This is a genomic window from Rhodohalobacter sp. (assembly GCF_041686455.1).
Lineage (GTDB): Bacteria > Bacteroidota > Rhodothermia > Balneolales > Balneolaceae > Rhodohalobacter.
Window position 1 is genome coordinate 18,266 of the sequence record NZ_JAWLDW010000012.1, and the last position, 25,100, is coordinate 43,365.

General features: G+C 40.9%; 21 protein-coding genes. 20 read left to right on the top strand and 1 reads right to left on the bottom strand.

Going from position 1 to position 25,100, the window contains the following annotated elements:
* The first annotated feature begins 34 nt into the window (after positions 1-34).
* From ACESM0_RS02970 to fbp, 9 genes are all read left to right on the top strand, one after another.
* Positions 35-1,402 carry an acyclic terpene utilization AtuA family protein gene (locus tag ACESM0_RS02970; RefSeq protein ID WP_372903492.1) on the top strand — a complete coding sequence of 456 codons (1,368 nt, stop codon included), beginning with the start codon at positions 35-37 and terminating at the stop codon, positions 1,400-1,402.
* Between the two features lie 115 nt (positions 1,403-1,517).
* Positions 1,518-2,561, top strand: a complete 1,044-nt coding sequence (locus ACESM0_RS02975; RefSeq protein WP_372903494.1) for an NAD(P)/FAD-dependent oxidoreductase — start codon at positions 1,518-1,520, stop codon at positions 2,559-2,561.
* Positions 2,562-2,614: 53 nt separating this feature from the next.
* Complete coding sequence (locus ACESM0_RS02980; protein ID WP_372903496.1) at positions 2,615-4,411, top strand: ABC transporter ATP-binding protein; 1,797 nt, start codon at positions 2,615-2,617, stop codon at positions 4,409-4,411.
* Positions 4,412-4,473: 62 nt separating this feature from the next.
* Positions 4,474-5,727 (top strand): ribonuclease Z, encoded by a 1,254-nt coding sequence (gene rnz, locus ACESM0_RS02985; protein WP_372903498.1) that lies wholly within the window; start codon positions 4,474-4,476, stop codon positions 5,725-5,727.
* A 12-nt stretch (positions 5,728-5,739) separates the two neighbouring features.
* On the top strand, positions 5,740-7,527 hold the full coding sequence (locus ACESM0_RS02990) for an ABC transporter ATP-binding protein (RefSeq protein ID WP_372903500.1): 1,788 nt from the start codon (positions 5,740-5,742) through the stop codon (positions 7,525-7,527).
* Between the two features lie 162 nt (positions 7,528-7,689).
* Positions 7,690-7,953 carry a hypothetical protein gene (locus ACESM0_RS02995; RefSeq protein WP_372903502.1) on the top strand — a complete coding sequence of 88 codons (264 nt, stop codon included), beginning with the start codon at positions 7,690-7,692 and terminating at the stop codon, positions 7,951-7,953.
* 8 nt (positions 7,954-7,961) lie between these two features.
* Positions 7,962-9,087, top strand: a protein-coding gene (prfB, locus tag ACESM0_RS03000; protein ID WP_372903504.1) for a peptide chain release factor 2 whose coding sequence is annotated in 2 segments (ribosomal slippage) — positions 7,962-8,030 and positions 8,032-9,087 — 1,125 coding nt in all. Because the reading frame shifts where the segments join, the coding sequence is not laid out codon by codon here.
* A complete protein-coding gene (gene coaE / locus ACESM0_RS03005) occupies positions 9,084-9,692 on the top strand; it encodes a dephospho-CoA kinase (protein ID WP_372903506.1) in 609 nt (202 codons plus the stop codon). Before prfB ends, coaE begins: the two co-directional genes overlap by 4 nt.
* Positions 9,693-9,748: 56 nt before the next feature.
* Positions 9,749-10,795, top strand: coding sequence for a class 1 fructose-bisphosphatase (gene fbp / locus ACESM0_RS03010; protein ID WP_372903508.1), 1,047 nt, complete (start codon positions 9,749-9,751; stop codon positions 10,793-10,795).
* Between the two features lie 3 nt (positions 10,796-10,798).
* On the opposite strand, the gene ACESM0_RS03015 is transcribed toward fbp, so the two are convergent.
* Positions 10,799-11,275: a DUF192 domain-containing protein gene (locus ACESM0_RS03015; RefSeq protein WP_372903510.1), complete on the bottom strand. Its 477-nt coding sequence runs from the start codon at positions 11,273-11,275 to the stop codon at positions 10,799-10,801.
* Positions 11,276-11,440: 165 nt separating this feature from the next.
* On the opposite strand from ACESM0_RS03015, the gene rimP reads away from it, so the two are divergent.
* The 11 genes from rimP to ACESM0_RS03070 all read left to right on the top strand — a co-directional run.
* Positions 11,441-11,899, top strand: coding sequence for a ribosome maturation factor RimP (gene rimP, locus ACESM0_RS03020; protein WP_372903512.1), 459 nt, complete (start codon positions 11,441-11,443; stop codon positions 11,897-11,899).
* A gap of 29 nt (positions 11,900-11,928) precedes the next feature.
* Complete coding sequence (gene nusA, locus ACESM0_RS03025) at positions 11,929-13,188, top strand: transcription termination factor NusA (protein ID WP_322572058.1); 1,260 nt, start codon at positions 11,929-11,931, stop codon at positions 13,186-13,188.
* Between the two features lie 65 nt (positions 13,189-13,253).
* Complete coding sequence (infB, locus tag ACESM0_RS03030; RefSeq protein WP_372903514.1) at positions 13,254-16,169, top strand: translation initiation factor IF-2; 2,916 nt, start codon at positions 13,254-13,256, stop codon at positions 16,167-16,169.
* Between the two features lie 92 nt (positions 16,170-16,261).
* On the top strand, positions 16,262-16,633 hold the full coding sequence (rbfA, locus tag ACESM0_RS03035) for a 30S ribosome-binding factor RbfA (RefSeq protein ID WP_372903516.1): 372 nt from the start codon (positions 16,262-16,264) through the stop codon (positions 16,631-16,633).
* Between the two features lie 2 nt (positions 16,634-16,635).
* The gene (truB, locus tag ACESM0_RS03040) at positions 16,636-17,382 is read left to right on the top strand and encodes a tRNA pseudouridine(55) synthase TruB (RefSeq protein WP_372903518.1); all 747 of its coding nucleotides are present in this window, start codon (positions 16,636-16,638) and stop codon (positions 17,380-17,382) included.
* A gap of 50 nt (positions 17,383-17,432) precedes the next feature.
* Positions 17,433-18,395 (top strand): bifunctional riboflavin kinase/FAD synthetase, encoded by a 963-nt coding sequence (locus ACESM0_RS03045; protein ID WP_372903520.1) that lies wholly within the window; start codon positions 17,433-17,435, stop codon positions 18,393-18,395.
* A gap of 50 nt (positions 18,396-18,445) precedes the next feature.
* Positions 18,446-18,715 carry a 30S ribosomal protein S15 gene (rpsO, locus tag ACESM0_RS03050; protein ID WP_372903522.1) on the top strand — a complete coding sequence of 90 codons (270 nt, stop codon included), beginning with the start codon at positions 18,446-18,448 and terminating at the stop codon, positions 18,713-18,715.
* A gap of 143 nt (positions 18,716-18,858) precedes the next feature.
* A complete protein-coding gene (pnp, locus tag ACESM0_RS03055; RefSeq protein WP_372903524.1) occupies positions 18,859-20,976 on the top strand; it encodes a polyribonucleotide nucleotidyltransferase in 2,118 nt (705 codons plus the stop codon).
* 113 nt (positions 20,977-21,089) lie between these two features.
* Positions 21,090-22,343, top strand: a complete 1,254-nt coding sequence (locus ACESM0_RS03060) for a M16 family metallopeptidase (protein ID WP_372903526.1) — start codon at positions 21,090-21,092, stop codon at positions 22,341-22,343.
* 187 nt (positions 22,344-22,530) lie between these two features.
* Entirely contained in the window at positions 22,531-24,027 is a 1,497-nt protein-coding gene (locus tag ACESM0_RS03065; protein ID WP_372903528.1) for an asparagine--tRNA ligase, read from the top strand.
* Positions 24,028-24,161: 134 nt separating this feature from the next.
* On the top strand, positions 24,162-25,100 hold a 939-nt coding region (locus tag ACESM0_RS03070; RefSeq protein ID WP_372903530.1), incomplete at its 3' end, for a TolB family protein.

Sequence of the window (25,100 nt, forward strand, 5' to 3'; positions counted from 1 at the left end):
TTCTCGACGTTATAAATAAAAAAAGGAGCTATTTGTGAAAGAGTTTATAAGAATTGCATCAGGGCAGGGGTTTTGGGGTGACTTGCCGGATGCACCGGTTGAGCAGGTAAAACGTGGTGATATTGATTATCTGGTAATGGACTATTTGGCTGAGGTAACAATGTCGATCATGCAAAAACAACGCATGAAAAATGAAAATCACGGTTACGCCCGCGACTTTGTAAATGTCATAGAAGGAACGCTGGATGAAATTAAGCATAAAGGAGTGAAGGTTATTTCAAATGCCGGAGGTGTGAATCCCGTTGCCTGTAAAGATGCCATTGTAAAACTGGCGAATGAAAAAGGGTACACCGGGCTTAAGGTTGCTGTAGTTGATGGAGACGATATTCTTCCTGATTTGGATAGCATCATTGCAGATGGGCATGAGCTTAAAAATATGGAAACCGGTGAGCCGATTTCTACTGTAAAGGATGAACTGTTGAGTGCCAACGTTTATTTTGGCTGTCGTCCTATTGTGGAAGCACTTGAAACAGGTGCAGATATTGTCATTACGGGACGTGTTACCGATACAGGGTTGACACTTGCACCAATGGCTTTCGAATTTGGCTGGGATTTCGGCGATTATGATCTTATGTCGACCGGAACCATTGCCGGACATATTATTGAATGCGGTGGTCAGGTTTCAGGCGGTAATTTTACAGACTGGGAAAAAGTAGAAGATTTTGTTGATATCGGCTTTCCGATTATTGAAGCACATCCTGACGGCTCATTTTATGTGACCAAGCATGAAAATACAGGCGGGTTGGTTTCAGAAATGACGGTTAAAGAGCAATTGCTTTATGAGATTGGCGATCCCGCTAGCTACATAACGCCGGATTGTATTGCAGACTTTTCAACAATACAAATAGAACAAGACGGTGAAAACCGCGTGAAGGTCTGGGGTATAAAAGGCAAACCAGACACACCAACCTACAAAATCTCCGCAAGTTATATTGATGGTTACAAACTTTCGTCCACACTAGTTTACAGCTGGCCCGATGCAGTGAAAAAAGCCAGGGCAGCCGGAGAAATATTATTGAAACGAGCTGAAAAGCTTGGAATTCAATTCAGAGACACAAATATAGAATTTGTTGGTTTAAATGCTTGTAATGAGGATATGGATGAATTGAAACGGGATTTGAGCGAACTCAATGAGGTGCAGCTGCGTGTATCGGTTCACGCTGATTCTCGTGAAGACTTGAATCGGTTTGGTAAGGAAATAGCACCATTAATTTTGACAGGTCCGAGCGGAGTAACAGGGTTTGCAGGCGGACGCCCAAAAGCGAGTGAAGTTTTAGCTTATTGGCCGGCACTGATGGATAAGAAAGCCGCTACACCTCGTGTAACCGTTTATGATATTTAAGAAAAATCGTTTGAAATTAGTCAAGAAGTAGTTTGAATAGTTCTTTAACTTAATCGCTTCAAGATTTTCTAAAGACAATGACTAAATAATTGTTAACTGGTATTAAGGTATTGATATGGTAATTGGGATTATCGGAGCAGGAATTGCAGGATTAACAGCAGGCCGGACGCTGTCACAAGCTGGCCATGATGTAACCATTTTTGAAAAGAGCAGGGGGTATGGCGGCCGCATGGCTACACGGTATGCCGGAGATGATTTAAAATTAAAATTGGATCATGGTGTATCGTATTTCACGGCCAACTCGCCAGAATTTCAGGAATTTACGGCTGAACTGCTCGAAAAAAAAATTATCAAACTTTGGGGAGATAATTTTAAGTATTGGGATAGCGAAAAAATGATTGACCGTAATCCCAATCAACAAGACCGTGCCACATTCACAGCCGTTGATGGAATGAACTCCATCGGTAAATATTTGAGCCGCTGGGTTGATGTGAATAATAATGAAAGAGTTGGCGGTCTCACTCATATTGGGCAGAACAGAAGTAAAAAGCGTTCCTGGATGATTAACCTTTTGTCCAGGGAAACCTTTGGAGTAGATGCAGTTATCATCGCGACCCCTGCTCCTCAGGCTTACGGTATTCTTAATACAACAACAGATGAGATTTCCACGCTAAAAATGATACGGGATATCGATGAAATTTCATACAGGCCCTCGTATTCATTAATGCTTGGTTACGGAGAACAGAAAATCCCGGACTGGAATGGAATTCATTGTAAAAACAGTTCCATTCGGTTTATATCTAATGAGGCCTCAAAACGCGATTTAAATAACGAATGTACTTTAGTAGTTCACTCTACTAATTCATTTGCCGGTAAACACAGGCATTCAGATGAAGAAACCGTTAAGAAAGCTCTGCTGTCTGAGCTTTCCCAAATTATCGGAGGCTGGAGCGTGACTCCTGAATGGAGTCAACTGCACTTTTGGAAATTTAGTCAGCCGGCTAAAACATTAAAACAACCATTCTTCGAATTGGAAGTTGAAGAGACACCGCTTGCTCTGGTTGGAGACTATTTTGAAAGCGGTGATCTAGATGCTGCATACACCTCAGGATATAAGCTGGCCAGTCACTGGGTTGAAAAGTATAAAGGTTGGGAATGATTAAATTCTCCATCAGGTTTTCAAAGAGTGTTACATAATCAATAAACCTGAGAGTGGATTCACTTAAGAAGCTAAATCGATACTTACGGGAATACAAAGGAACCTTAATATTAGGGGCTCTTTTTTTAACAGCGTCTAATTTTTTCCTCATCTGGATACCGGTTTTTATCCGGAGAACAATGGATGAGGTAGAACTCGTTGTGGATGATTATTCAGGAGAATTCACATCTGTTTTTCAGGTTCTGTTCAGTAGTGAAGCCGGTGTAGTTCTTGCCTACAATTCGCTTCTGTTGATAGGTACTGTATTGATGTACGGTATTTTACTTTTTGCCACAAGGCAAACGCTTATCGTCAGTTCGCGCAAAATAGAATTTGATATCCGGAACCGGATCATCGATAAGCTTTTCAAATTACCCCAAAGATATTTTGCATCTAATAAGTCGGGAGATGTTTATGTAAGGGCTACTGAAGATGTTGCAAGAGTTCGTGATTATTTTGGCCCGGTTTTGATGTATACCATCAACACATTTACGAGGGCCGGATTTATTATCACCATGATGATTATTGTAAATCCCGAATTGACTTTTTGGGCTCTCATTCCACTTCCTTTTCTGTCCGCATTTGCTTATTGGGTAAGCGGATTCATCAACAAATATCAGTTGATTATTCAAAATCAATACTCTGAAGTTGCAGGACGTGCTCAGGAATCATTCAACAGCATTCGATTGATTAAAGCGTTTAACAGAGAAGGGTATGAACAAGATCGTTTTGAAGAGATTAGTGATTCATATCGTCAGAAAAAATTGAAGCTGGACATGGTGGAATCACTCTTTCATCCAACATTGAATTTACTTATCGGGGCGAGTGTAGTAATTGTTGTCTGGCAGGGTGGCTTGATGGTGATTGACGGTATAATAACAGTTGGTAATATCGCAGAATTTGTAATTTACGTCGCTTATTTAACTTGGCCTGTTGCATCTTTGGGTTACACGGTTAACACGCTTCAGAAATCATTAGCTTCTTGGGAGAGAATTGATAAAATGCTAATGGAACCTGTTGAGATTAAGGATGATAAAGAGAAGAGAGCTGAAGAAGATATTGAAGGTGAGATAGAATTTAAAAATGTAAGCTTTTCGTATCCCGGAGCTGATGAAACAGCACTTAAAAATATAAACTTCAAATTAGAACCCGGCAGTAAAGTGGCTATTGTGGGACGCACCGGGTCAGGTAAGTCGACGCTAGTTAATTTAATTCCCAGACTATTTGATCCAACTGAAGGTGAAATTTTAATTGATGGAATTAACATCAAAAAATGGAATTTAACTCAGCTCAGAGATTTAATAGGATATGTGCCACAAGAGACTTTCCTGTTTTCTACTACTATAAAAGAGAATATTGCCTTTGGAGTAAAAAATGCCTCTATGGAAATGATTGAAGAGGCTGCAAAGCATGCTCAGGTACTGGATAATATTTTGGATTTTGAGAAAAAATTTGAGACAATGGTAGGTGAACGGGGTATAACCCTATCGGGTGGACAAAAACAGAGAACTGCGATAGCAAGAGCACTTATCAAGGATCCAAAAATAATTGTACTTGATGATTCTTTAAGCGCTGTAGATACCAATACTGAAGAAGCCATACTAAATCATTTAAACGAAAAGTTGTCAGGAAGAACAACCATCATGATTTCGCATCGAATATCTACAGTTAAAAACGCCGATATAATTTTTTATATTCAAGACGGTTCTATAATTGAACACGGTTCTCATGATGACTTACTTGCAACAAAAGGATACTATGCAAGGATGTATCAAAAACAATTGCTCGAACAAGAATTAGCTCAAATATAAATGCTTAACAGGGGACTTTTGTTTGAAAGGCAAAAACCCTATAAAACATAGCGGGAGAAACTATGATCATTGTACCTTTAGGTGTTGCATCAGCAACTCCAACAGCAACCAGACATTTATCATCTGTGGCACTTTGGCGCGAAGGAGATATCCATCTTTTTGATTGCGGCGAGAATGCACAGATGAGAATGCTACAGGCGGGATTAAAGCGATCGAAGATTGAAAACATTTTCATTTCTCATTTCGATGTTGATCACTACGCCGGACTCATTGGACTAATATCTACACTTCAGCTTCAGCGCAGAGAAAATGATCTCACGATTGTTGGGCCGGAAGGCATAAAGGAGTTCGTTGAGTGGAATGTTAAATTTCCCGGTCTGGAACTGAGTTTTAATATCAACTATGTAGAAGTAGCTGAAGATATTGAATCTGAACGTGTAGTGGATGAAAATGAATATTATGTTGAAGCGCGTCCGCTAAATCACACCAAGTTTTGCATGGGTTTCCGTTTTCAGGAAAAAGATAAACCCGGAAAAGTTGATGCTGAAAAAGCAGAAAATCTTGGAATTACAAAAGATGAACAGTATAAAGCTCTTAAAGCGGGTGGTGATGTTGAGCTAGAAGATGGTACGGTTATAAAATCTTATGAGATTGTAGGGCACCCGCGACCCGGAGACAGTTTTGCATATATCACAGATACCAAGTATTGTCCAAATTCTGTGAAATTGGCGATGAATACGAACATCCTTTATCACGAGGCAACATTCAGTGAAAATTTAGCGGAAAAAGCTGCTGAAACGGGTCATTCCACATCTGCCGATGCAGCACGGGTAGCAAATGAAGCACAAACTAAATTGTTAGTGATCAGTCATTTTTCTGCCAGATACACAAATCCTTTTATTCTGTTGCGGGAAGCACGTGAGAAATTTTTCCCGGCTTGGCTTGCCACAGAATTACGACCGATTTTTACAAATCCTTCGCAAGAGAAAGGAATTGTTCAGCAGAAAGTTTACATCAAAGAAATTGATGATAAAAAGAGCAGTAGCTCTGACGGCAAAAGCAGTCGGGGAAGCAGTGATCGGAGAAAGAAGAATTTCAGAAAACGAAAGTCTTCATCCGGCAGGAGCAGAAGCTCAGATCGTGGCAGCAGTAGTAGAAGAAGCCGAAGCGATCAGGGCAGAAAGAGAAAAGACCGCTCTTCAAAGGGTTACGATAATCGAGAAAAAAGCGACCAGAACGATAGTAATGAAGGAACGTCAAGGCCGCCAAAACACATTACTCCAAGAACACCGTTCGACGATTTCGACAGATTTTAAAATCGAATAGATTTGAGTAATAAACAGGATTCCAAAGCCGTCGATTCTGTATTGATTCGACGGCTTTACTACTTTTTTGAACCTTACAAATGGTGGGCACTCCTAGCCATTGGGTTAACCTTGTCTGCCGCTTTTCTAGGCACAGTCCGCCCGAAGCTTACACAAATAGCTGTAGATGACTACATTGCTGTAGATGACTACAGTGGCCTTCTGTGGATCATTATGCTTCTTGGCCTCGCGCTGGTAGGAGAGTTTATCATTTTAGTTGCTAATACCTATCTAACAAGATGGTTTGGTCAGGGAGCGCTCTACCGTCTTCGTAATGCGGTTTTTGAGAAGATTCAGTCTCTTCACGTTCAGTTTTTTGATAAGAATCCAATTGGCCGCCTGATAACTCGTACTACAAATGATATTGAAGCGCTGAGCGAATTACTTTCAGACGGAATTGTGAATATGATTGGAGATCTCTTCAGGATTTTCTTCATACTCTACTTTATGTTGGCAATGAGCTGGGAGCTAACCATCATTGCGATTTTGGTACTTCCTATTCTTTTTTATTCCACGTTTTGGTTCAAAGGTAAGGTACGCTCTGCATTCTTAGAGGTAAGGGATCAAATAGCTCGCCTTAACTCTTTTGTTCAGGAGCATATAAGTGGAATGGCAGTGGTTCAGCTTTTCAACAGAGAGAAGAAGCAGAAGAACCGGTTTGAATCAATCAATGCGGATCACAGGGAAGCTCATATTCAAACCATATTCTACTTCTCAATATTCTGGCCCGTAGTTGAAGTTCTGGCTAGTTTGGCAATGGCTCTGGTGGTTTGGTACGGAGGAGCAAGAGCCTTGATGGATGAAGTGACTTTTGGTGTATTGTTAGCTTTTATCCAGTATGTGCGTCAATTCTTTAACCCGATTCGAGGACTGTCAGAAAAATACAACACCCTGCAGTCCGCACTCGCTTCTTCAGAGCGTATTTTTGACGTGTTGGACACTGAGAAAGAAGTGATTGAATCAGAGAGCCCGATTCAAATTAATCATGTTCGCGGTAAAGTAGAGTTTAAAAACGTGTGGTTCTCGTACAACAAAGATGATGAAGTGATACTAAAAGATGTATCATTTAAAGCAGAACCGGGAGAGCTTTTGGCTATTGTAGGAGCTACGGGAGCAGGGAAATCGACCATTATCAATTTGTTGATGAGGTATTATGATATAGAAGAGGGCGAGATTTTGCTGGACGATCATAACATTAAGGAATTCTCTCTAACTGGTTTAAGGGAAAACTTCGGCCTGGTCTTACAGGATAATGCTCTGTTTTCGGGAACAGTTTTGGAAAATATTACCCTTGGAAATGAAAACATCTCAAGGGAAGAAGTCATCAAAGCTTCTAAAGAGGTAGACTCTCATAAGTTTATTTCAAAACTACCGAGCGGATATGACTATGTACTAAACGAGCGCGGCGCTTCACTTAGCATGGGACAGCGACAACTCATCTGTTTTGTTAGAGCAATGGTGTATGATCCCAAAATTTTGATTCTGGACGAAGCAACATCAAGCGTGGATTCAGAAACAGAAGAGCTTGTCTCAAAAGCATGTAATAAAATGATGAAGGGACGAACTTCCATCGTTATTGCTCACAGGCTCTCAACAATTCGTGGTGCCGATAAAATACTTGTGATGCACAAAGGAAAAATCAGAGAAGAGGGGTCTCATAATTCATTATTGGAAAAAGAAGATGGTATCTACAGAAAGCTATATGAGTTGCAGTACAGAGATCAGGATGTGATTACTTCCGGTACTGAGTAATTGGTTTAATATTTTATGGGGATGATTAACCGGTTATGCACACTGTTTTACACCTTAATAATTTTTTTGATTTTACGCACTGTTGATCATAAGAAACAGGTGCACTTAATGTTGCATAGAACCGGATAAAAGTTGATTTTTAGGTATTGACAATAATCATTCATGGAGCACAAAATGGAAAATGCAAAGAAGCTGGAGAAAGAATTAAAAGACGTAATAGAGAAAGAGAAAGAAGCATTAAACGATGCTTACGATGATATGGTGATTAAGCTTCAAAAAGAGCGGGATCGCCTTCAAAAAGAACTCAGAAAGGAGTATAAACAGGCGAAGAAATACGTGAAAAAGAATCCTGAAATAAGTGTTGGTGCAGCAGTTGCCGGCGGACTTATTGCGGGTATTGTAGTTGCCAAACTTTTAAACCGATAATTTGTCTCATGGAGAACATTCAATTCGATAAAATTAAACCTCTATTCGAGCGACTGGACACGCTCAGGGGGTATCTTTGACTACGATAAAAGAAAAGTTAGAGTTATAGAACTGCAGGAGAAGACTCAGGATCCCGAATTTTGGAATGATCCGGAGAAAGCTCAGCAGACAATGCAGGAACTGGACAGGGAAAAAAACCTTGTAGAAAAATGGGATGAGTTGGATGAACTCCGTGAAAGTATTCGCGTATTTTTTCAGTTTCTTGACGAGGGTGAAGACGTGGAAGATGATCTTCGCAATGAAATTGAACAGTTTCGCAAAAAACTGAAAGATCTTGAGCTACAGAATATGCTTAGTGGCGAGGATGATCATCGTGATGCTATTATGACGTTTAATCCGGGTGCTGGTGGTACGGAAAGTCAGGATTGGGCTGAGATGCTTTTCAGGATGTACACCAGATGGGCAGAAAGCAAAGATTACGAAGTTTCAGTGGTAGAGTATCAAGACGGTGATGTAGCCGGCTTGAAAAGTGCAACCATTGAAGTCAGTGGCCCAAACGCCTACGGCTTTCTTAAATCGGAAAGCGGTACGCACCGGCTTGTAAGAATATCACCTTTCGACAGCAATTCGCGTCGACACACCTCTTTTAGCTCAGTATTTGTCTCACCTATTATTGACGATACAATCGAGGTTAATCTGAATGATTCTGATGTTGAACTGCAGCGATTTCACGCCAGTGGAGCAGGCGGGCAGAATGTTAATAAAGTTGAGACCGGCGTTCGTTTGATTTGGACCGGAAAGTTGAGCGATGGATCAGAAGAACGTGTTGTTTCGGAGTGTCAGCAAGAACGTTCACAGCTTAAAAACCGTGAAAAGGCAATGAAATTGCTCAAGTCAAAAGTTTACGAATTGGAAAAGCAGATCAAAGAGAGAGAAAAGCAGAAACTTGAAGACTCAAAGAGCAGTAATGAATGGGGATCTCAAATTCGATCCTATGTTTTTCATCCCTACAATATGGTAAAGGATCATCGAACCAACCATGAGACGGGAAACGTGCAAGGAGTCATGGACGGAGACCTGGATGAATTTATGAAAGCTTATCTGCTGACTACAAATGTTGGGGAAGTCGCATGATAGTTGCCGGTGTAACCGGAGGTATTGGATCAGGAAAGAGCACGCTCTGCAGAGTTTGGGAATCGTTAGGTGCAAAGGTAGTATATGCAGATGATCTTGCTAAACAGCTGATGGTGGAAGATCGGAGCGTTATACAAAGATTGACGAAACTATTTGGAGAGGAAACCTACACCGAGAATAGGTCATTGAATAAAGAGCATCTGATCGAAGAGGCGTTTCTAAAAGACAGAGTTGAAGAGTTAAATAGAGTTGTGCATCCGGCTGTCCGAGAAAAATTTCAGGAAATTATAGAAAATTCTAAAAATGAGGGAGTAGAAGTACTGGTAAAAGAAGCGGCACTTCTGTTAAATAATGGACGTCCTGAGGAGCTGGATGCTGTTATTCTAGTCACATCTTCAAAATCGGATCAAATTAAGCGAGTTCAGGAAAGGGACGAGGTTGGTGAAAAAAATGTTCTGGACAGGATGAATAAGCAACCTGACTTTGAAAGTTTAAAAAGTTATGCCGATTATGTAATCAATAATGATGGTACGATCGACGAGTTTAAATTAAAATCAAAAGAGCTTTATTTAAAAGTATTGGAAGACCTCAGGGATAAAGTATAACTAACTTTCTTCCGAATCACTTTTAGGGAAAGTGTATTAACAAATTGTTTGGAGCTATGGAATCAACGTCTACCGCAAAGTCCAGAAAACTGGTCACACTGGATGAGTATATCATTCAGGCACAGAATAAATTCCCGGGAGCAACCGGTGAACTCTCGCAGTTATTAAGGGATATTGGTTTGGCTGCAAAAATCATATCACGAGAAGTAAATAAAGCAGGAATTACAAACCTTCTTGGTGTAGACGGTTCGAAAAATGTTCACGGAGAGTCTGTGAAAAGACTCGATCTATTTGCAGATCAGCAGTTAATCTCAGCGTTGGATCGCTCCATGATTACCTGTATGGTAATTTCTGAAGAGAACGACGGTATTGTTCGACTAAATAGTGAGGGTGGAAAATATATCGTTTATATGGACCCGCTGGATGGGTCGTCCAACATCGATGTAAACGTGTCGATAGGAAGTATTTTCTCAATCTATATGCGCCAGCCCAGATTTGAAAATAAACTGGTAGAGGGAGATGCGCTTCAGCCGGGAACAAGACAAGTTGCGGCCGGTTATGTACTCTATGGCTCAAGTACAATCATGGTCTATACAACCGGTTTGGGTGTCAGCTCATTTACACTAGACCCGAGTATTGGTGAATTCATCCTTTCAGAAGATAATTTCAAGATTCCTAAAGAGGGCCATATTTACAGTATAAATGAAGGCAGCTATAACTCTTGGGCAGAGGGGCTGAAAAAATATATAAAATACTGTCAGGTTGAAGATGAGTCTACAAATCGACCCTACACAGCCAGGTATATTGGATCTATGGTTGCAGATCTGCACAGAACATTAATTAAGGGTGGTATTTTTATATATCCGGCGAGCACCAGGTATCCGCAAGGGAAGTTACGATTGATGTACGAGTGTAACCCGTTGAGTTTTATTATCGAACAAGCGGGAGGAACTGCTATTGATGGTAAAGAGAGAATTATGGAAAAAAAGCCCGGTTCTATTCACGAACGAAGTCCGATCTATATTGGATCTCCTGAAAACGTAAAAAAAGTGAAAGAGCTGCTGAATCAACATGAGAACAAAGAGACAGCTAAAGAAGCTTAGTGTTTACTGAGTGGTGAAACTGATTTTCATTCCTTCGCGAATGTCATGATTAAGGGTAAAACCTGCATTCACCTCTACAACATATTTTGCTGGGGATTCAGAAACGATGTTTTTATGAGAATAGGGTGGAGTGTTACGATGAATTCGTACGATTTCCATTTCAGAATTTACAAAAAGTATATCCAGTGAAATGGGTGTATTAGCCATCCAAAAGCTTCTTGGGGCTTCATCATCAAAAATAAAGAGCATGCCGGCGTCGTCAGGCAGGTTATGAACATTCATTAAGCCTTCACTCCTACTGTCGTCGTCATCGGCTAGCGCCGCTCGAACTGAAATTATTTCCTCATCCGATTGTTCTAAAAATGACACAGAAGCCGTGTAGGACAGTTCTCTGGTCTCTTGTGTGTCGGTTTGTGTATCAGCCTCGCCGTTACAAGAAAGAAGTAAAAATGATGAAGCCAGAAGAAAATATTTGATCATATTTGAAATGTTTTCTGTAGAACTAATGGATCAATAGTACATCTTAAGAGGTGAATTCACAAGTTTTATTAGTTGGTTTTTTCAACAAATAAAGTTAATTTTCGGATCTGAAAAGTGAGCACCGGGAGGTCCTCACTTTTTTTTGTACTTAGAGTTATGATTCTTATGAGCAGTACTATTATAAATACAATTAAAGAAATTGCGCAACCTGTTGTAGAGCAAGAAGATATGTTTCTTGTGGGTGTGGAAGTTAAAAATGCAAAGATCCAGGAAATATGGATTTTAGTAGATACTGAAAACGAAGGCGTTGACTTGGACGCTTGCGCTCGAGTGAGCAAAGAAGTTAGTTATATTCTGGATGAAAAAGATCTTTTAAGTAAAGCATATAGATTAAATGTCTCATCTCCCGGATTAAGTAGGCCACTAAGTGATCGGAGGCAATATGCGAAGAATCAGGGTCGGACTGCAAAAGTTAAGTACAATTTAAATGGTGAGTACATTACTGTAGAAGGAGAAATGAAGACAGTTACGGATTCTCAAATTGAGATAAAACCAGAAGATGATAATTTGGTAGTGATTTCGTTTGAGAATATAGTAGAAACAAAAATAGTACCGAAAATTTAGCCGGCAACGAATTTAAATCCTATTTCCAGATGCAAAACGAAATTTCAAAGCAAATTATACAGTCGTTTGCAGAGATTGCAAAAGATAAAGGCATAGATAAAGATCTTCTTCTATCTATTTTAGAAGACGTATTTCGTACGATGATTCGTAAAAAGTACGACTCAGATGAATCTTTTGAGGTTATTTTAAACGCAGATCGCGGAGAGATTCAGATTCTTCATATTCGTGAAGTTGTGCCGGCTGACGAACTAACCGATCCAGTGACTGAGATTACTTTGGAAGAGGCTCAAAAGCACGATCCGGATTTAGAGCTCTATGATGAATATGCACAAGAGATCTCTATAACAGACTTTGGCCGAAGAGCAGTTTCTATGGCACGGCAACAACTTGCTCAGCGTATTCGCGAAATCGAGAAAGATAATGTCTTCGAGGAATACTCTGATCGTGTAGGTGAGATTGTTTTAGGTGATGTTTATCAGGTTCGTCACAATAAGGACATTCTGGTAAATCACAACGGTGTTGAATTACTGTTGCCAAAGAATGAACAGATTTACAAAGACAGATATAGAAAAGGCGACACGATACGTGCAGTAGTTTCTGAAGTAAAACGTATAGGCGGAAACCCAACGGTTATTATTTCAAGAACATCACCGCTATTCCTGGAAAGATTGTTTGAAAATGAGATTCCAGAAGTGTTTGACGGAATTATTGAATTAAAGCGAATTGCTCGTGAACCCGGAGATCGCTCAAAAGTGGCTGTAGTATCATATGACGAGCGTGTTGATCCGGTAGGAGCTTGTGTTGGGATGAAAGGAATTCGAATTCATGCCATTGTACGCGAACTCCAAAATGAAAATATCGACGTTATCAACTACAGCGAAGATAAGATTGAATTTATTAAGCGTGCTCTTCAGCCTGCGAGAGTTGTGAAGGTGGAGATTAACGATGACGGCAAGCAGGCGAATGTATTAGTGCCTGCAGATGAAGTATCAAAAGCCATTGGAAAAGGTGGTGTTAATATCCGCCTGGCCTCAAAACTTGTAGGCTGCGAAATTGATGTTTACCGAGAAGTAGAAGAGGAAGATGATATTGATTTGACCGAATTTGAAGTAGACTTCGGTAAAGAGACAGTTGATATGCTTTTCGAAATCGGATGTGATAGTGCACGAGCTGTTCTGGAACTTGATGAAGATGAAATTGTTCGCAGAACCGAAGGAAAAATCACCAAAGAGGAAGCTGAAAAAATCATTGATATCATCGCCTACGAATTTGAGGACGAGGAAGATTGATCGTACCTTTCAGCACTTGACTCTATTAGTTTTACAATTTGACAAACCGACGCAAATAAACATATATGACGGACCAAAAACCGAAGAAGCTCTTTAAAGTAGCATCAGAATTTAACGTTGCCACTCAATCTATCGTGGATACTTTGAGTGACAATGGCTTTGATGTTGCAAACCGGCCAAACTCTAAAATTACGCCCGAGATGTACGAGGTGCTGGATGGAGTTTACGGTGATGACAAAGCAAAGAGCCGCGAACATGAAAAGGCTAAAGAAGAGTATGAGAGTCGTCGGAATCAAATTCTTTCCAGTAGAAATGAAAGTGTTTCAATAGATAACTTTTTAGAGCCGATTGACGAAGAAGAGGAGGCTAAAAAAGAGAAGAAGGAAGAGGCTGCTCCGAAAGAGCCAACAATTGAACCCCAGGAAGAGCCGGCAGAAGCAAAAGAAGAGAAGGCTGAGGAGACTATAAAACCTGAAAAAACCGAACCGGCTGAAGTAGAAGAGGAGGCATCCGATACTGAAAAGATAGAAAAGGAAAAAGCTGAAGCTGAAAAAACCGCGTCCGAAGAAGAAGTCGAGGCTAAGACTGAAGAGTCAAAAGAGGAAGAAGAGCCTTCTGTTGATAATACGAAAGAAGAAGTCGTCGATGAAGACGAGGATCTTGAAGAAGAAATTGACTCTGATGAAGAGATAGAGGAAGATGACGAAGATGATTTAGAAGAATCTGATGACGATGAAGAAGAAGAGGACGATTCCGATGAGGACCTTGAAGATTATGATGAAGAGGATGAGGATCAGGAAGAAGAGGATGATTCTGAATTAGATGATGAGGAAGAAATTATTCGCGGTCGTTCCAATAAAAAGCTTTCCGGTACAAAAGTAGTCGGGAAAGTTGAGTTTTCTAAGGAGCCGCGTAAAAAGCGTAAGACTAGAAAACGCAAAAAAGATCGTAAAGACGAAGATACCGCTGAGGCTAAAAAAGAGAAGAAGGCACCGAAAGAAGATAAGCCTTCCAAAAAAGCGAAGAAGAGCAAGAAAAAAGGACGTCGCTCTAAAGTTGATGAGGAAGATGTAGAGAAAAAGATGCGCGAAACGATGCAGAAAATGCAGAGTGGCGGAACTGTTGGTAGTAAACGGCAGAAGCGCAGAAAACAGCGTAAAGAGGAGAGAGAGGAAGAGCTTGCCATGCAGGAGGAGATGGAAGAGCTCGAATCACAATTTATTGAAGTAGCCGAATTTATCACGGTAAGTGATTTGGCAGATGAACTTGAGGTGAAACCCACCGATGTGATTACAACATGTATGAACCTCGGGATGATGGTATCAATCAATCAGCGGCTGGATGCTTCCACTATAGAACTGGTAGCAGCAGAATATGACTACGAAGTTGAATTCGTAGATGCTGAAGAGATGATTGAAGAAGAAATTGAAGTTGAAGAGGATGATCCTGAAGACCTGGAACCACGTGCTCCGATTATTACTGTAATGGGTCACGTTGATCACGGTAAAACATCCCTTCTAGATTATATCCGTAAAGCTAAAGTTGCCGCGGGTGAAGCCGGAGGTATCACACAGCACGTTGGTGCCTATGAAGTAAAAACGGATGATGATAAGCGAATTACATTTTTGGATACTCCGGGTCACGAAGCGTTTACAGCGATGCGTAGTCGTGGTGCCCAGGCGACAGATATTGTAATTCTGGTTGTTGCAGCCGATGATGCTGTGATGCCTCAGACTATTGAAGCGATTAATCACGCCAAGGCCGCAGGAGTTTCCATAGTTATTGCGATTAATAAAATGGATAAGGAGGGAGCAAACCCTGAAAAAATTAAGCAACAGCTTTCTGAACATGGAGTAATTGTTGAGGAGTATGGAGGTACAAATCAGGTTGCTTTGGTATCTGCCGAAACAGGTGATGGAATTGACGACCTTCTTGAAAAAGTACTGATTGAAGCTGAACTCCTTGAGTTGAAAGCCAACCCCGACAGATTGGCTCAGGGTATTGTTCTGGAATCCCGAATTGATAAAGGGAAAGGAACGGTTGCAAATATTCTTGTTCAAAACGGTACACTGAAAGTAGGAGACCCATTTGTTGCCGGTCCGGTCTTTGGTCGTGTACGTGCTATGGAGAATGAACATGGAACCCGACTGCAGGAAGCCGGGCCATCAAGCCCTGTGCAGCTAATCGGTTTTGACGGAACACCACAGGCCGGTGATCGACTGATTGTTCCAAAAGATGAGAAGACTGCAAAAGAAGTTGCTAATCAACGTCAGCAGATTCGAAGAGAGCAGTCTTTACGTCGTGTGAAACATATGACATTGGATGATCTCTCCAGGAGAATGGCTCTCGGTGAGGTTTCTGAACTGAACATTATTATCAAAGCTGATGTGGATGGCTCTATTGAAGCTCTCTCCGGAGCACTCCAGAAATTAAGTACAGAAGAAGTTTCTGTTAACATTATTCATACCGGATCGGGTGCAATTACAGAGTCTGATGTTCTTCTTGCCTCGGCTTCTGATGGTATTATCATTGGTTTCCAGGTTCGGCCATCAGCTGGTGCCAGAAAACTTGCTGAAACAGAAAGTATTGATATCCGACTCTTCAGCGTAATCTATGATGCTGTAGATGAGGTGCATGATGCACTTGAAGGTATGTTGAGCCCTGAGATTTCAGAAGAGATGAAAGCGATGGTTACCGTTCGTGAAGTATTTAAAGTATCGAAGGTTGGTACTATTGCCGGTTGCTATGTTACGGAAGGAAAACTCAATCGTAACAATCCAATCCGGATTATTCGAGACGGTGTTGTAATTTATGACGGCGAAGTTGATTCTCTGAAAAGATTCAAAGATGACGTTAAAGAGGTACAGGCCGGATATGAATGCGGAATTAGTATCAAAGGATTCAACGACATTAAAGTTGGAGATGAATTTGAAAGCTACGAAGTAGTTGAAGAGAAACGTACCCTTGATGACGCACGGTAATTTGCCATTCCAAATAGCAATCAATTAGAATATCTGATTTGAGTGAAGCTCCCAACTTTGCTCATTCAGATTTAATTAGTGAGCCAACGATTATGAGTATCCGTACAGAGAGACTTAGTTCAGTTATTAAAAAAGATCTGGGCCAGATTCTTCAGAGAAACTATCAACCTTCGGGAACGTTTATTACCGTTACCCAGGTCCGGATGACCGATGATCTGTCGATTGCAAAAGTATATCTCAGTGTGTTTTCACCGAACAGAGAGGTGGAATCAATTTATAAATACATTGATGACCATCAGGATGAGATACGGTACGAGCTAGCCTCTAAAATTAAAAATCAGGTAAGGCGAATTCCTGAACTTCTTTTCTACGAAGATGACACTGCAGAGTACGTAAATAAGATTGAGAATCTATTTGAAAAGGTCCGTAAAGAGCGAGAAGAAAGTAATAAAGACGAAGAGTAAATATGGCTGTAGCCATTCCTCTTTCTGAACTCCCGGTTGTTGATCGCAATACAGATCCAAACTCTTTTCCTAAAGAGAATTTCACATCGGGTGCAGTAGTTGTCATGAATAAACCTCTGGAGTGGAGCAGTTTTCACTTGGTTAAGTTTATTCGATATCGGGTGCCGCCCAAAAAAGTGGGCCATGCCGGAACGCTGGATCCTCTGGCAACCGGGGTACTTGTAGTTTGTACAGGTAAAGCAACAAAATCGATAGAACAGGTCCAGCAACTTCCCAAAGAGTATGTCGCAAAAATTACATTTGGCGCTTCCACGCCCTCTTATGACGCTGCATTGGAACCGGATGAAACAGCGCCATGGGAGCATATCACAGAAGAGAAAATAGCAGATGTGCTTAAACACGATTTTAGTGGTGAAATCATGCAAAAGCCGCCAATCTACTCAGCTATCAAGATGAAAGGGGAAAGATTGTATAAAAAAGCCCGAAGAGGCGAAAAGGTTGAAATTATTCCAAGACCGGTTCAAATTTATCAGACAGAACTTTTAAGTGTAGATCTGCCTGAAATCACACTGCGCATAGAATGTGGAAAAGGTACATATATTCGGTCTATTGCACATGATCTGGGTTTAGCTCTAGGAAGCCGGGCTTATATGTCCGGACTTGAACGAACTGCGATCGGATCTTTTAATGTTCATAGTGCGTTATCAGCGGACGAATTTAACCGGTTCATGAAAACCTACCTAGATTGAAAGTTGTAATTATAAACCTATCTAATTGCCAAAAATAAGAGCCCAAAAAAATGTCTGATATAGTTTTTTTGAATGAAGCCGAACGCAATTTAAACACTGTTCTAACTGTGGGTACATTCGATGGAGTACATGCTGGTCACCGTGTATTGATAAATAAAGTAGTAGAGTCAGCAAGAGAACGAGACGCCCGCAGTGTAATTGTTACATTTGACCCACATCCCAGGGATATTATTAACCCCGGCAGTGATGGAATCCGATTGCTAAGTACACTAGAGGAGCGTGCGGAATTGTTGGCCGATCTGGATGTAGATGAAATGGTGGTAATACCGTTTGACCGAGACTTTTCTCTTCTTACTTCAGAAGAATTTGTAAGAGATGTAATTTGGGAAAAAATTGGTGTTTCAGAATTTGTAATTGGATACGATCATCATTTTGGCAGAAATCGTGAAGGTACTATTGAGACGGTACAAAATTTGGGAAATGAACTGGGTTTTGATTCTCGAATCGTATCTAAGCAGGAAGTGGGTAGTCGAACGGTAAGCAGTACAGCCGTAAGAAAAGCTATCCAAAATGATGGGGATATGATGCTTGCGGCTTCCTTTTTGAAGCGAAATTATATTTTAAACGGAACGGTTGTTCATGGAGACAAGCGAGGTAAACATATCGGCTTTCCAACAGCTAATATAATGCCACAGAATTCTAAGAAAATTATTCCAAAAAGAGGTGTTTATGCAGTTTGGGTAAGAGTAGACGGAAAATATCACTCAGGAATGATGAATATCGGTGTTCGTCCGACTTTTGAGGGCGAACAGGAAACACTTGAAGTGAACATCTTTGATTTTGATGAAAACATATATGGAAAAGAAGTACAGATTCAGTTTGTTGACAGAATCAGGGATGAGCGCAATTTTGACGGAGTTGAGCAGCTTATTGAACAATTGAACAGTGATAAGAAGAGCTCAAAAAGGATACTCAAGAACCGATCTCCGCATATTGCAAAACAATTTAAATAAGCTTATTTTATAACGCTATAAGAGTTTAATAGAACCTTCATAAATAACAGATGAGTATAACAAAAGAACAAAAAGCAGAAATTATTGAAAAGCATGGCGGCGACGCCGAGAACAGCGGTTCAGTTGAAGCACAGATAGCTATTTTAACTGCGCGAATTAATGATTTGACGAATCATTTGAGTGAGAACAAATTAGATCACTCTTCACGTCGTGGTCTTTTAAAGATGGTTGGTAAAAGAAGAAGACTTCTTAACTATCTTAAGCAAACCGATATTGTAAAATACCGAGAACTTATCCAAGAGCTGGGTATTCGTAAATAAGCATTTCTCTAAAGGCGCGTAATTTATTACGTGCCTTTTTTTATATCCTCAAATGTGATCGAAAATTAATTCTGTCATTTTTGTTTGAACTGCTTTATTAAAAGGATAGTCGACGAAAGAAAAAATAGATATAGATAGATATTATGAAAGAAGATTTTAGAAGTGTAGAATTTGCACCAGGCAAAACGTTATCGGTAGAAACCGGTCGATTAGCCAAACTGGCGGACGGTGCGGTAATGGTAAGAATGGGCGACACAATGGTACTCTGTACTGTTGTTAGTGCAAAAGAAGCAAAACCGGGACAGGACTTCTTCCCAATGGTTGTTGACTTAAGAGAGAGCTTTACAGCTGCCGGTAAGTTTCCGGGTGGCTTTATGAAAAGAGAAGGGCGTCCATCTGATGATGAAACCCTTGCCAGTCGCTTAATCGATAGAAGTTTACGACCTCTTTTTCCTAAAGGATATGTGAATGAAACACAGTTTATTTGCCAGATTTATTCATCTGACGGACAAAATCAGGCTGACGTTTTAGGAGCTTTTGGTGCTTCTGCAGCAGCACACATCTCTAGTATTCCTTTTGACGGACCGATGTCTCAGGTTAAAGTAGGACGAATTGATGGTGAATTTATTATCAACCCTACCATTGATGAGCTTGAAAAAAGCGACATGGACATAATCGTTGCCGGTACTGCCGAAAGCGTGATTATGATTGAAGGCGAAATGAAAGAGATCAGTGAGAAAGAGATGCTTGAAGCCGTTAAAGAAGGGCATAAAGCAATTGTGAAACTCTGTGAATTTCAGGAAGAGCTTAGAAAAGAATATGGCGTTGAAAAACGTGAATTCACTCCGGCTGAAGGAAATAAAGATCTTGAAAGTAAAGTTGCTGATCATGTTGGTGATCAGTTGAAAGAAATTGTTGGCATGGGACTTAGCAAAGAGGAGTTCAATGCTAAACTTAAAGAAGTGAAAACAGCTGTAAAAGAGGATATTACAGCTGAAGAAGGTTTTGAAGAAGCAGGCGGAGAAATTTCCGAGATATTCGGAAATATGGTCAAAGACACCGTTCGTAATATGATTCTTGAAAACAAAAAACGAATTGACGGTCGTAGTCCTGAAGATATTCGCGATATCTGGACACAGGTTGGATATCTGCCAAGAGCACACGGTTCTGCAATATTTAGCCGCGGTGAAACACAGGCACTTGTTTCAGTAGCATTGGGTACAAAGCGCGATGCGCAAAGTGTTGACACTCTCTATTACGAGGAAGATAAGAAGTTCATGCTTCACTATAATTTCCCTCCTTACTGTGTTGGAGAAGCCGGATTTATGCGCGGACCCGGTCGGCGTGAAATTGGTCACGGTCATTTAGCTGAAAGAGCTATAAAAATGGTTCTTCCCGAATTTGAAGATTTCAGCTATGTAATTCGAGTACGATCAGACATTACCGAATCTAACGGTTCATCTTCTATGGCCTCCGTTTGTGGCGGTTCCATGGCGCTTATGGATGCCGGTGTACCTATGCCTAAACCAGTGGCTGGTATTGCAATGGGAATGATTGTCGGAGAAAATAACACAGTTGTTCTTTCTGATATTCAGGGTGAAGAGGATTTCATGGGAGACATGGACTTCAAAACAGCAGGTACCGCTGACGGTATTACTGCCACTCAAATGGATATGAAAGTTCAGGGAATCAGTTTTGAAATTCTTGAAGAAGCTCTTGAACAGGCGAACAAAGGAAGAATGCATATTTTGGAAAAAATGGCGGAAACCATTTCCAAGCCAAAAGAGAACATTTCCGAATACGCTCCGCAGTTTGTTAATATGACAATATCTGGCGACAGCATTGGTGCTGTTATTGGTCCTGGCGGTAAAGTGATTCAAACTCTTCAGAAAGAGACAGATACAGAGATCTGGATCGAAGAGGATGAAGAAGGTAAAGGTCAGATTACAATTAGCGCAGACAGTCTTGAGAAGGCTGAAGCTGCTAAAAAACGTATTCAAGCCGTTGCCGGTGAGCTCGATGAAGGTGCTACCTACAAAGGAACTGTGAAAGCCATTAAAGAGTACGGAGCATTCGTTGAGATTGTACCCGGAAAAGAAGGACTGCTTCACATTTCTGAACTGGAACACGGTCACGTTAAGAAAGTGGAAGATGTACTTTCAGTAGGTGACGAAATCGACGTAAAACTTCTCAAAGTTGAGCACGGTGGAAAACTCAGACTTTCCAGGAAAGCCCTGCTTCCAAAACCGGACGAGAACTAAAAGAACCGGTTTCAAGAAACTAGCGCCATCGGAATCCGATGGCGCTTTTTTTGTTTATATACGAGTAGTAAAGGCTACTCATTTTAAGTTTAAAAATTGTTAGATAACATTATATGCAAACTAAAGAGATGATAACCGAAGTAAATAAAACTGTTCTGCCAAATGGAATGAAGGTTGTTACTGAGAATATACCGGGCGTAAAGAGTGTAACGGCTGGTTTTTGGGTAAAAACAGGCAGCCGGCATGAAGCAAATGAACTCGCAGGTGTGACCCATTTTCTTGAACACATGTTATTCAAGGGAACTGAAAGGCGTTCATCCTACGATATTGCACAGAGCATGGAGTCAGTAGGCGGCTATCTTAATGCTTTCACATCAACTGAGTACACCTGTTACTATTCGCGATGCTTAGACACTCAGCTTGAACGAGCAATTGATGTGCTCACCGACATGGTTCAGAATTCTCAATTTCCGGAAGAAGAGCTTCAAAAAGAGAAGAAAGTTGTTCTCGAAGAGATGAAAATGTATAAGGATAGTCCCGATGATTACATTTTTGAACTCTTTAGCGATAATGTTTTTAAAAATCATCCCATTGGAAGACCCATTATTGGTTTTGAAAATACGGTATCAAACTATACTCGTCAGGACTTGTTCAACTATATGGCAGACCGCTACAGACCGGATAATTTATTGATTGCCGTAGCCGGCCACGTAGATCATGAGGAGGTTATTCAGCTAATTAACGAGAAGTTGGAATTGAATAGTGCTGAGCCGACAATTGATGCAGATCAGCCGCTCACGAATTATGAGAAATTTCAGATTGAAGAGTCTAAGGCGATAGAGCAGACGCATATGGTGATGGGGCGAAGGGCTCTTAATTTTGATCACCCTGACAAGTATCTTCTTCTGTTGGCCAATACGGTTTTAGGGGGTGGAATGAGTTCAAGATTGCATCAAAATATTCGTGAAAAGTACGGCTACTGCTATGCAATCGGTACGTTTAATCAATCCTATACCGATAGTGGTATGTTTGGTGTTTACATTGGCACGGATAAAAATTATGTGACACATGTTCGGGATTTGATTAGCAAGGAGTTTGATATCATCCGAAATGAAAAGGTGAATGATAAAGAACTGAGCGAGGCTAAATCGCAGCTTAAGGGTAAACTTTTGCTGTCTCAGGAGAGCACCAGTAATCGAATGAACAGACTTGCTAAAAGTGAGCTCTATTTCAATCGGTTTGTATCACTGGACGAACTGGTAGAAAATATTGACTCCGTTACAGCAGAATCGCTGCTATCTTTCTCTCAAGAGTTTTTTGATCCTGAAATTTTTTCTGAAGCACTATTGGTTCCTGAAAATCGGTAGTTTCTTGAATCCGTAAGTCTGCTTCAGACAATCAGGTATTTAGAGATTCATTCACTTGTCAGAATACTTCAGGCAGTCAGCTGGATAACTTGGTGCCCTATCGGATATTTTATGAATTTATCCCGATATTTGAATCACAAATAAATTTCGACTAGCACTTTCAACGTTTAACATTTTTAAATCAGACATGACCTACATCAAACAGTTAGCTGATCATCAAGATGAAATTGTGACCTTAAAAGGCTGGGTCTATAATAGCCGAAGCAGTAAAGCTCTACATTTTATTGAGTTAAGAGATGGTACCGGACTTTGCCAGTGTATTGTTTCTCTGGATGAAGTAGGTGAAGAAATTTTTGAGGCAGCCGGAACGCTAAAACAGGAGAGTTCGGTAGAGATCAGCGGTAAAGTGGTAAAGGATGATCGCAGTGTGGGCGGCTATGAACTGCATGTTACGGATTTAACGGTTTTGCAAGTAGCGGATAACTACCCAATTACACCGAAAGATCACGGAGTTGAGTTCTTGATGGAGAATCGACATTTGTGGCTTAGAAGTCAGCGGCAGTGGGCTGCAATGCAAATCAGAAACACCATTCAGTTTTCTATTCATCAGTTTTTTCAAAAAGAGGGGTTTATTCGTATGGATGCACCGATTTTCACAGGAAATGCAGCTGAAGGAACAACAACTCTGTTTGAAACGGAGTACTTCGAAGAGAAGGCCTATTTAACCCAATCCGGTCAGCTTTATGGCGAAGCAATGGCCATGGCACACGGAAAAATTTACACCTTCGGTCCTACATTCAGAGCTGAAAAAAGTAAGACACGCCGTCATTTAACTGAATTCTGGATGGTGGAACCTGAAATGGCTTTTTATGATCTGGATATGAATATGGAGCTTGCAGAAAACTTTTTACGGTTTATTGTTAAGAGCGTTCTGGATAAGCACGAAAATGAACTTGAAATTCTGGAGCGTGATACCACGCTTCTTAAAAAAGCCGCTGAAGAACCTTTTAAACGAATATCGTACACTGAGGCTGTTGAACAGCTCAAAAGTGATAAGACTAAAGAGATGCTCGACAAAATGGAGAGCGATCGGAAAGAAGAATTGAGCTCGATCAAAGATGAGCTTGAAGAGATCAAAAAAGAACATGGTTCTGCGAAAAAATGGAGAAAAGCCCAGATAGATCAGCGAATCAAAGAAATCCACACTCGAACTGATCATATTGAGGAAGATCTTCGTAATATTCCGGTCTGGAAAAAATCGGCAGCTAACTTTGAGTGGGGGAATGATTTTGGTGGAAGTGATGAAACTATTTTGACCATGCAATACGATACACCCGTACTGGTGCATCGCTATCCTGCAGAAGTGAAGGCTTTTTATATGAAGCGCGATCCTGAAGATGAAAAACTGGCACTGGCACTCGACGTATTGGCACCTGAAGGTTACGGAGAAATTGTTGGCGGGAGTCAGCGTGAAGAAGATATCGAAGTGTTGAAAGCAAGAATTGCCGAGCATGATCTTCCTGAAGAATTGTTTAGCTGGTATCTGGATCTGCGTAAATATGGCTCGGTTCCTCACTCCGGATTTGGTTTGGGAATTGAACGAACGGTAGCCTGGATTTGTGGACTTTCTCATGTTCGGGAAACGATACCGTTTCCTCGCATGCTGGGCCGGCTTAGACCATAAAAGAATCTTCCTGAATAGAGTTTGGAGTGTAGAGACACTTCAAACTCTGTGCGGGATACCTATTCAATATCTAGCATAATTCATCAGCATTGTGTACCCTTAAGGGTACTCATAATTAAGTCTTACTTTTACTGATGAAAATAGAACGCTTCTCTCTGCTCACGATTCTAATCACTTTTCTATTTCTAAATCTTGCATACGCCCAATCTGATCAAAGGCCGGTTGAAATAGATGATTACTTCAATTTGAAAAGTGTAAGCAGTCCGGTAATAAGCCCCGATGGAAACTGGATTGCATATACGGTTTCACAAACGGATTTTGACGAAGGATCTTCTGAAACGAGAATCTGGATGGTTTCAAAAGACGGTTCGGTAAAAATTCCCATGACTTCAGAAGGCTACTCTGCCGGAAACCCACAATGGACTCCTGAAGGGGATTACCTGACATTCAGTGCATCTAGAAATGACAGCAAAACTCAGGTCTGGAAACTGGATATGCGTGGCGGTGAGGCTCAGCAAGTAACCGATATTGAGCAGGGTATTAACAGTTTCGAGTGGTCGCCGGATGGAGAGCGTTTGCTGCTAATGATTCGTGATAAAGAAGAAGATGAAAGTGACGATCCCAAACCGCATGTGATTGACAGGCTTCAGTTTAAACGGGATTATGCCGGTTATTTGGATCGAAGAAGAGTGCATATTTACACATATACACCGGGAGACAGTACCGCTACACAACTTACATTTGGTGATTACGATCATTCTTCACCAACGTGGAGTCCGGATGGTTCAAAGATCGCATTTGTAAGTAACAGGACCGAAGAGCCTGATGGTAATCAAAATAATAACATCTGGGTTGTAGATGCTGATCAAGGTGAAGAAGAGGGAGGATTAATTCAGGTGACCCAAAATGAGGGGAGTGATTCTTCTCCGGCCTGGAGTCCTGATGGAAGTGAAATAGCTTACAGAACAAGTGTTGAGCCTGAAAAAATTTGGTATGCTACAACACATTTGGCAGTTACAAAAGCTGATGGAAGCGGGCCAGAACGCCTTATCACCAAAGATCTTGATAGAAAT

Bases quoted from the DNA above. Each gene is read 5' to 3' on its own strand.
- infB (WP_372903514.1), top strand. From the start codon at position 13,254: ATGACGGACCAAAAACCGAAGAAGCTCTTTAAAGTAGCATCAGAATTT.
- ACESM0_RS02995 (WP_372903502.1), top strand. From the start codon at position 7,690: ATGGAGCACAAAATGGAAAATGCAAAGAAGCTGGAGAAAGAATTAAAA.
- rbfA (WP_372903516.1), top strand. From the start codon at position 16,262: ATGAGTATCCGTACAGAGAGACTTAGTTCAGTTATTAAAAAAGATCTG.
- truB (WP_372903518.1), top strand. From the start codon at position 16,636: ATGGCTGTAGCCATTCCTCTTTCTGAACTCCCGGTTGTTGATCGCAAT.
- ACESM0_RS03045 (WP_372903520.1), top strand. From the start codon at position 17,433: ATGTCTGATATAGTTTTTTTGAATGAAGCCGAACGCAATTTAAACACT.
- rpsO (WP_372903522.1), top strand. From the start codon at position 18,446: ATGAGTATAACAAAAGAACAAAAAGCAGAAATTATTGAAAAGCATGGC.
- fbp (WP_372903508.1), top strand. From the start codon at position 9,749: ATGGAATCAACGTCTACCGCAAAGTCCAGAAAACTGGTCACACTGGAT.
- ACESM0_RS03015 (WP_372903510.1), bottom strand. From the start codon at position 11,275: ATGATCAAATATTTTCTTCTGGCTTCATCATTTTTACTTCTTTCTTGT.
- coaE (WP_372903506.1), top strand. From the start codon at position 9,084: ATGATAGTTGCCGGTGTAACCGGAGGTATTGGATCAGGAAAGAGCACG.
- rimP (WP_372903512.1), top strand. From the start codon at position 11,441: ATGAGCAGTACTATTATAAATACAATTAAAGAAATTGCGCAACCTGTT.
- rnz (WP_372903498.1), top strand. From the start codon at position 4,474: ATGATCATTGTACCTTTAGGTGTTGCATCAGCAACTCCAACAGCAACC.
- pnp (WP_372903524.1), top strand. From the start codon at position 18,859: ATGAAAGAAGATTTTAGAAGTGTAGAATTTGCACCAGGCAAAACGTTA.
- nusA (WP_322572058.1), top strand. From the start codon at position 11,929: ATGCAAAACGAAATTTCAAAGCAAATTATACAGTCGTTTGCAGAGATT.
- ACESM0_RS03065 (WP_372903528.1), top strand. From the start codon at position 22,531: ATGACCTACATCAAACAGTTAGCTGATCATCAAGATGAAATTGTGACC.
- ACESM0_RS02975 (WP_372903494.1), top strand. From the start codon at position 1,518: ATGGTAATTGGGATTATCGGAGCAGGAATTGCAGGATTAACAGCAGGC.
- ACESM0_RS03060 (WP_372903526.1), top strand. From the start codon at position 21,090: ATGCAAACTAAAGAGATGATAACCGAAGTAAATAAAACTGTTCTGCCA.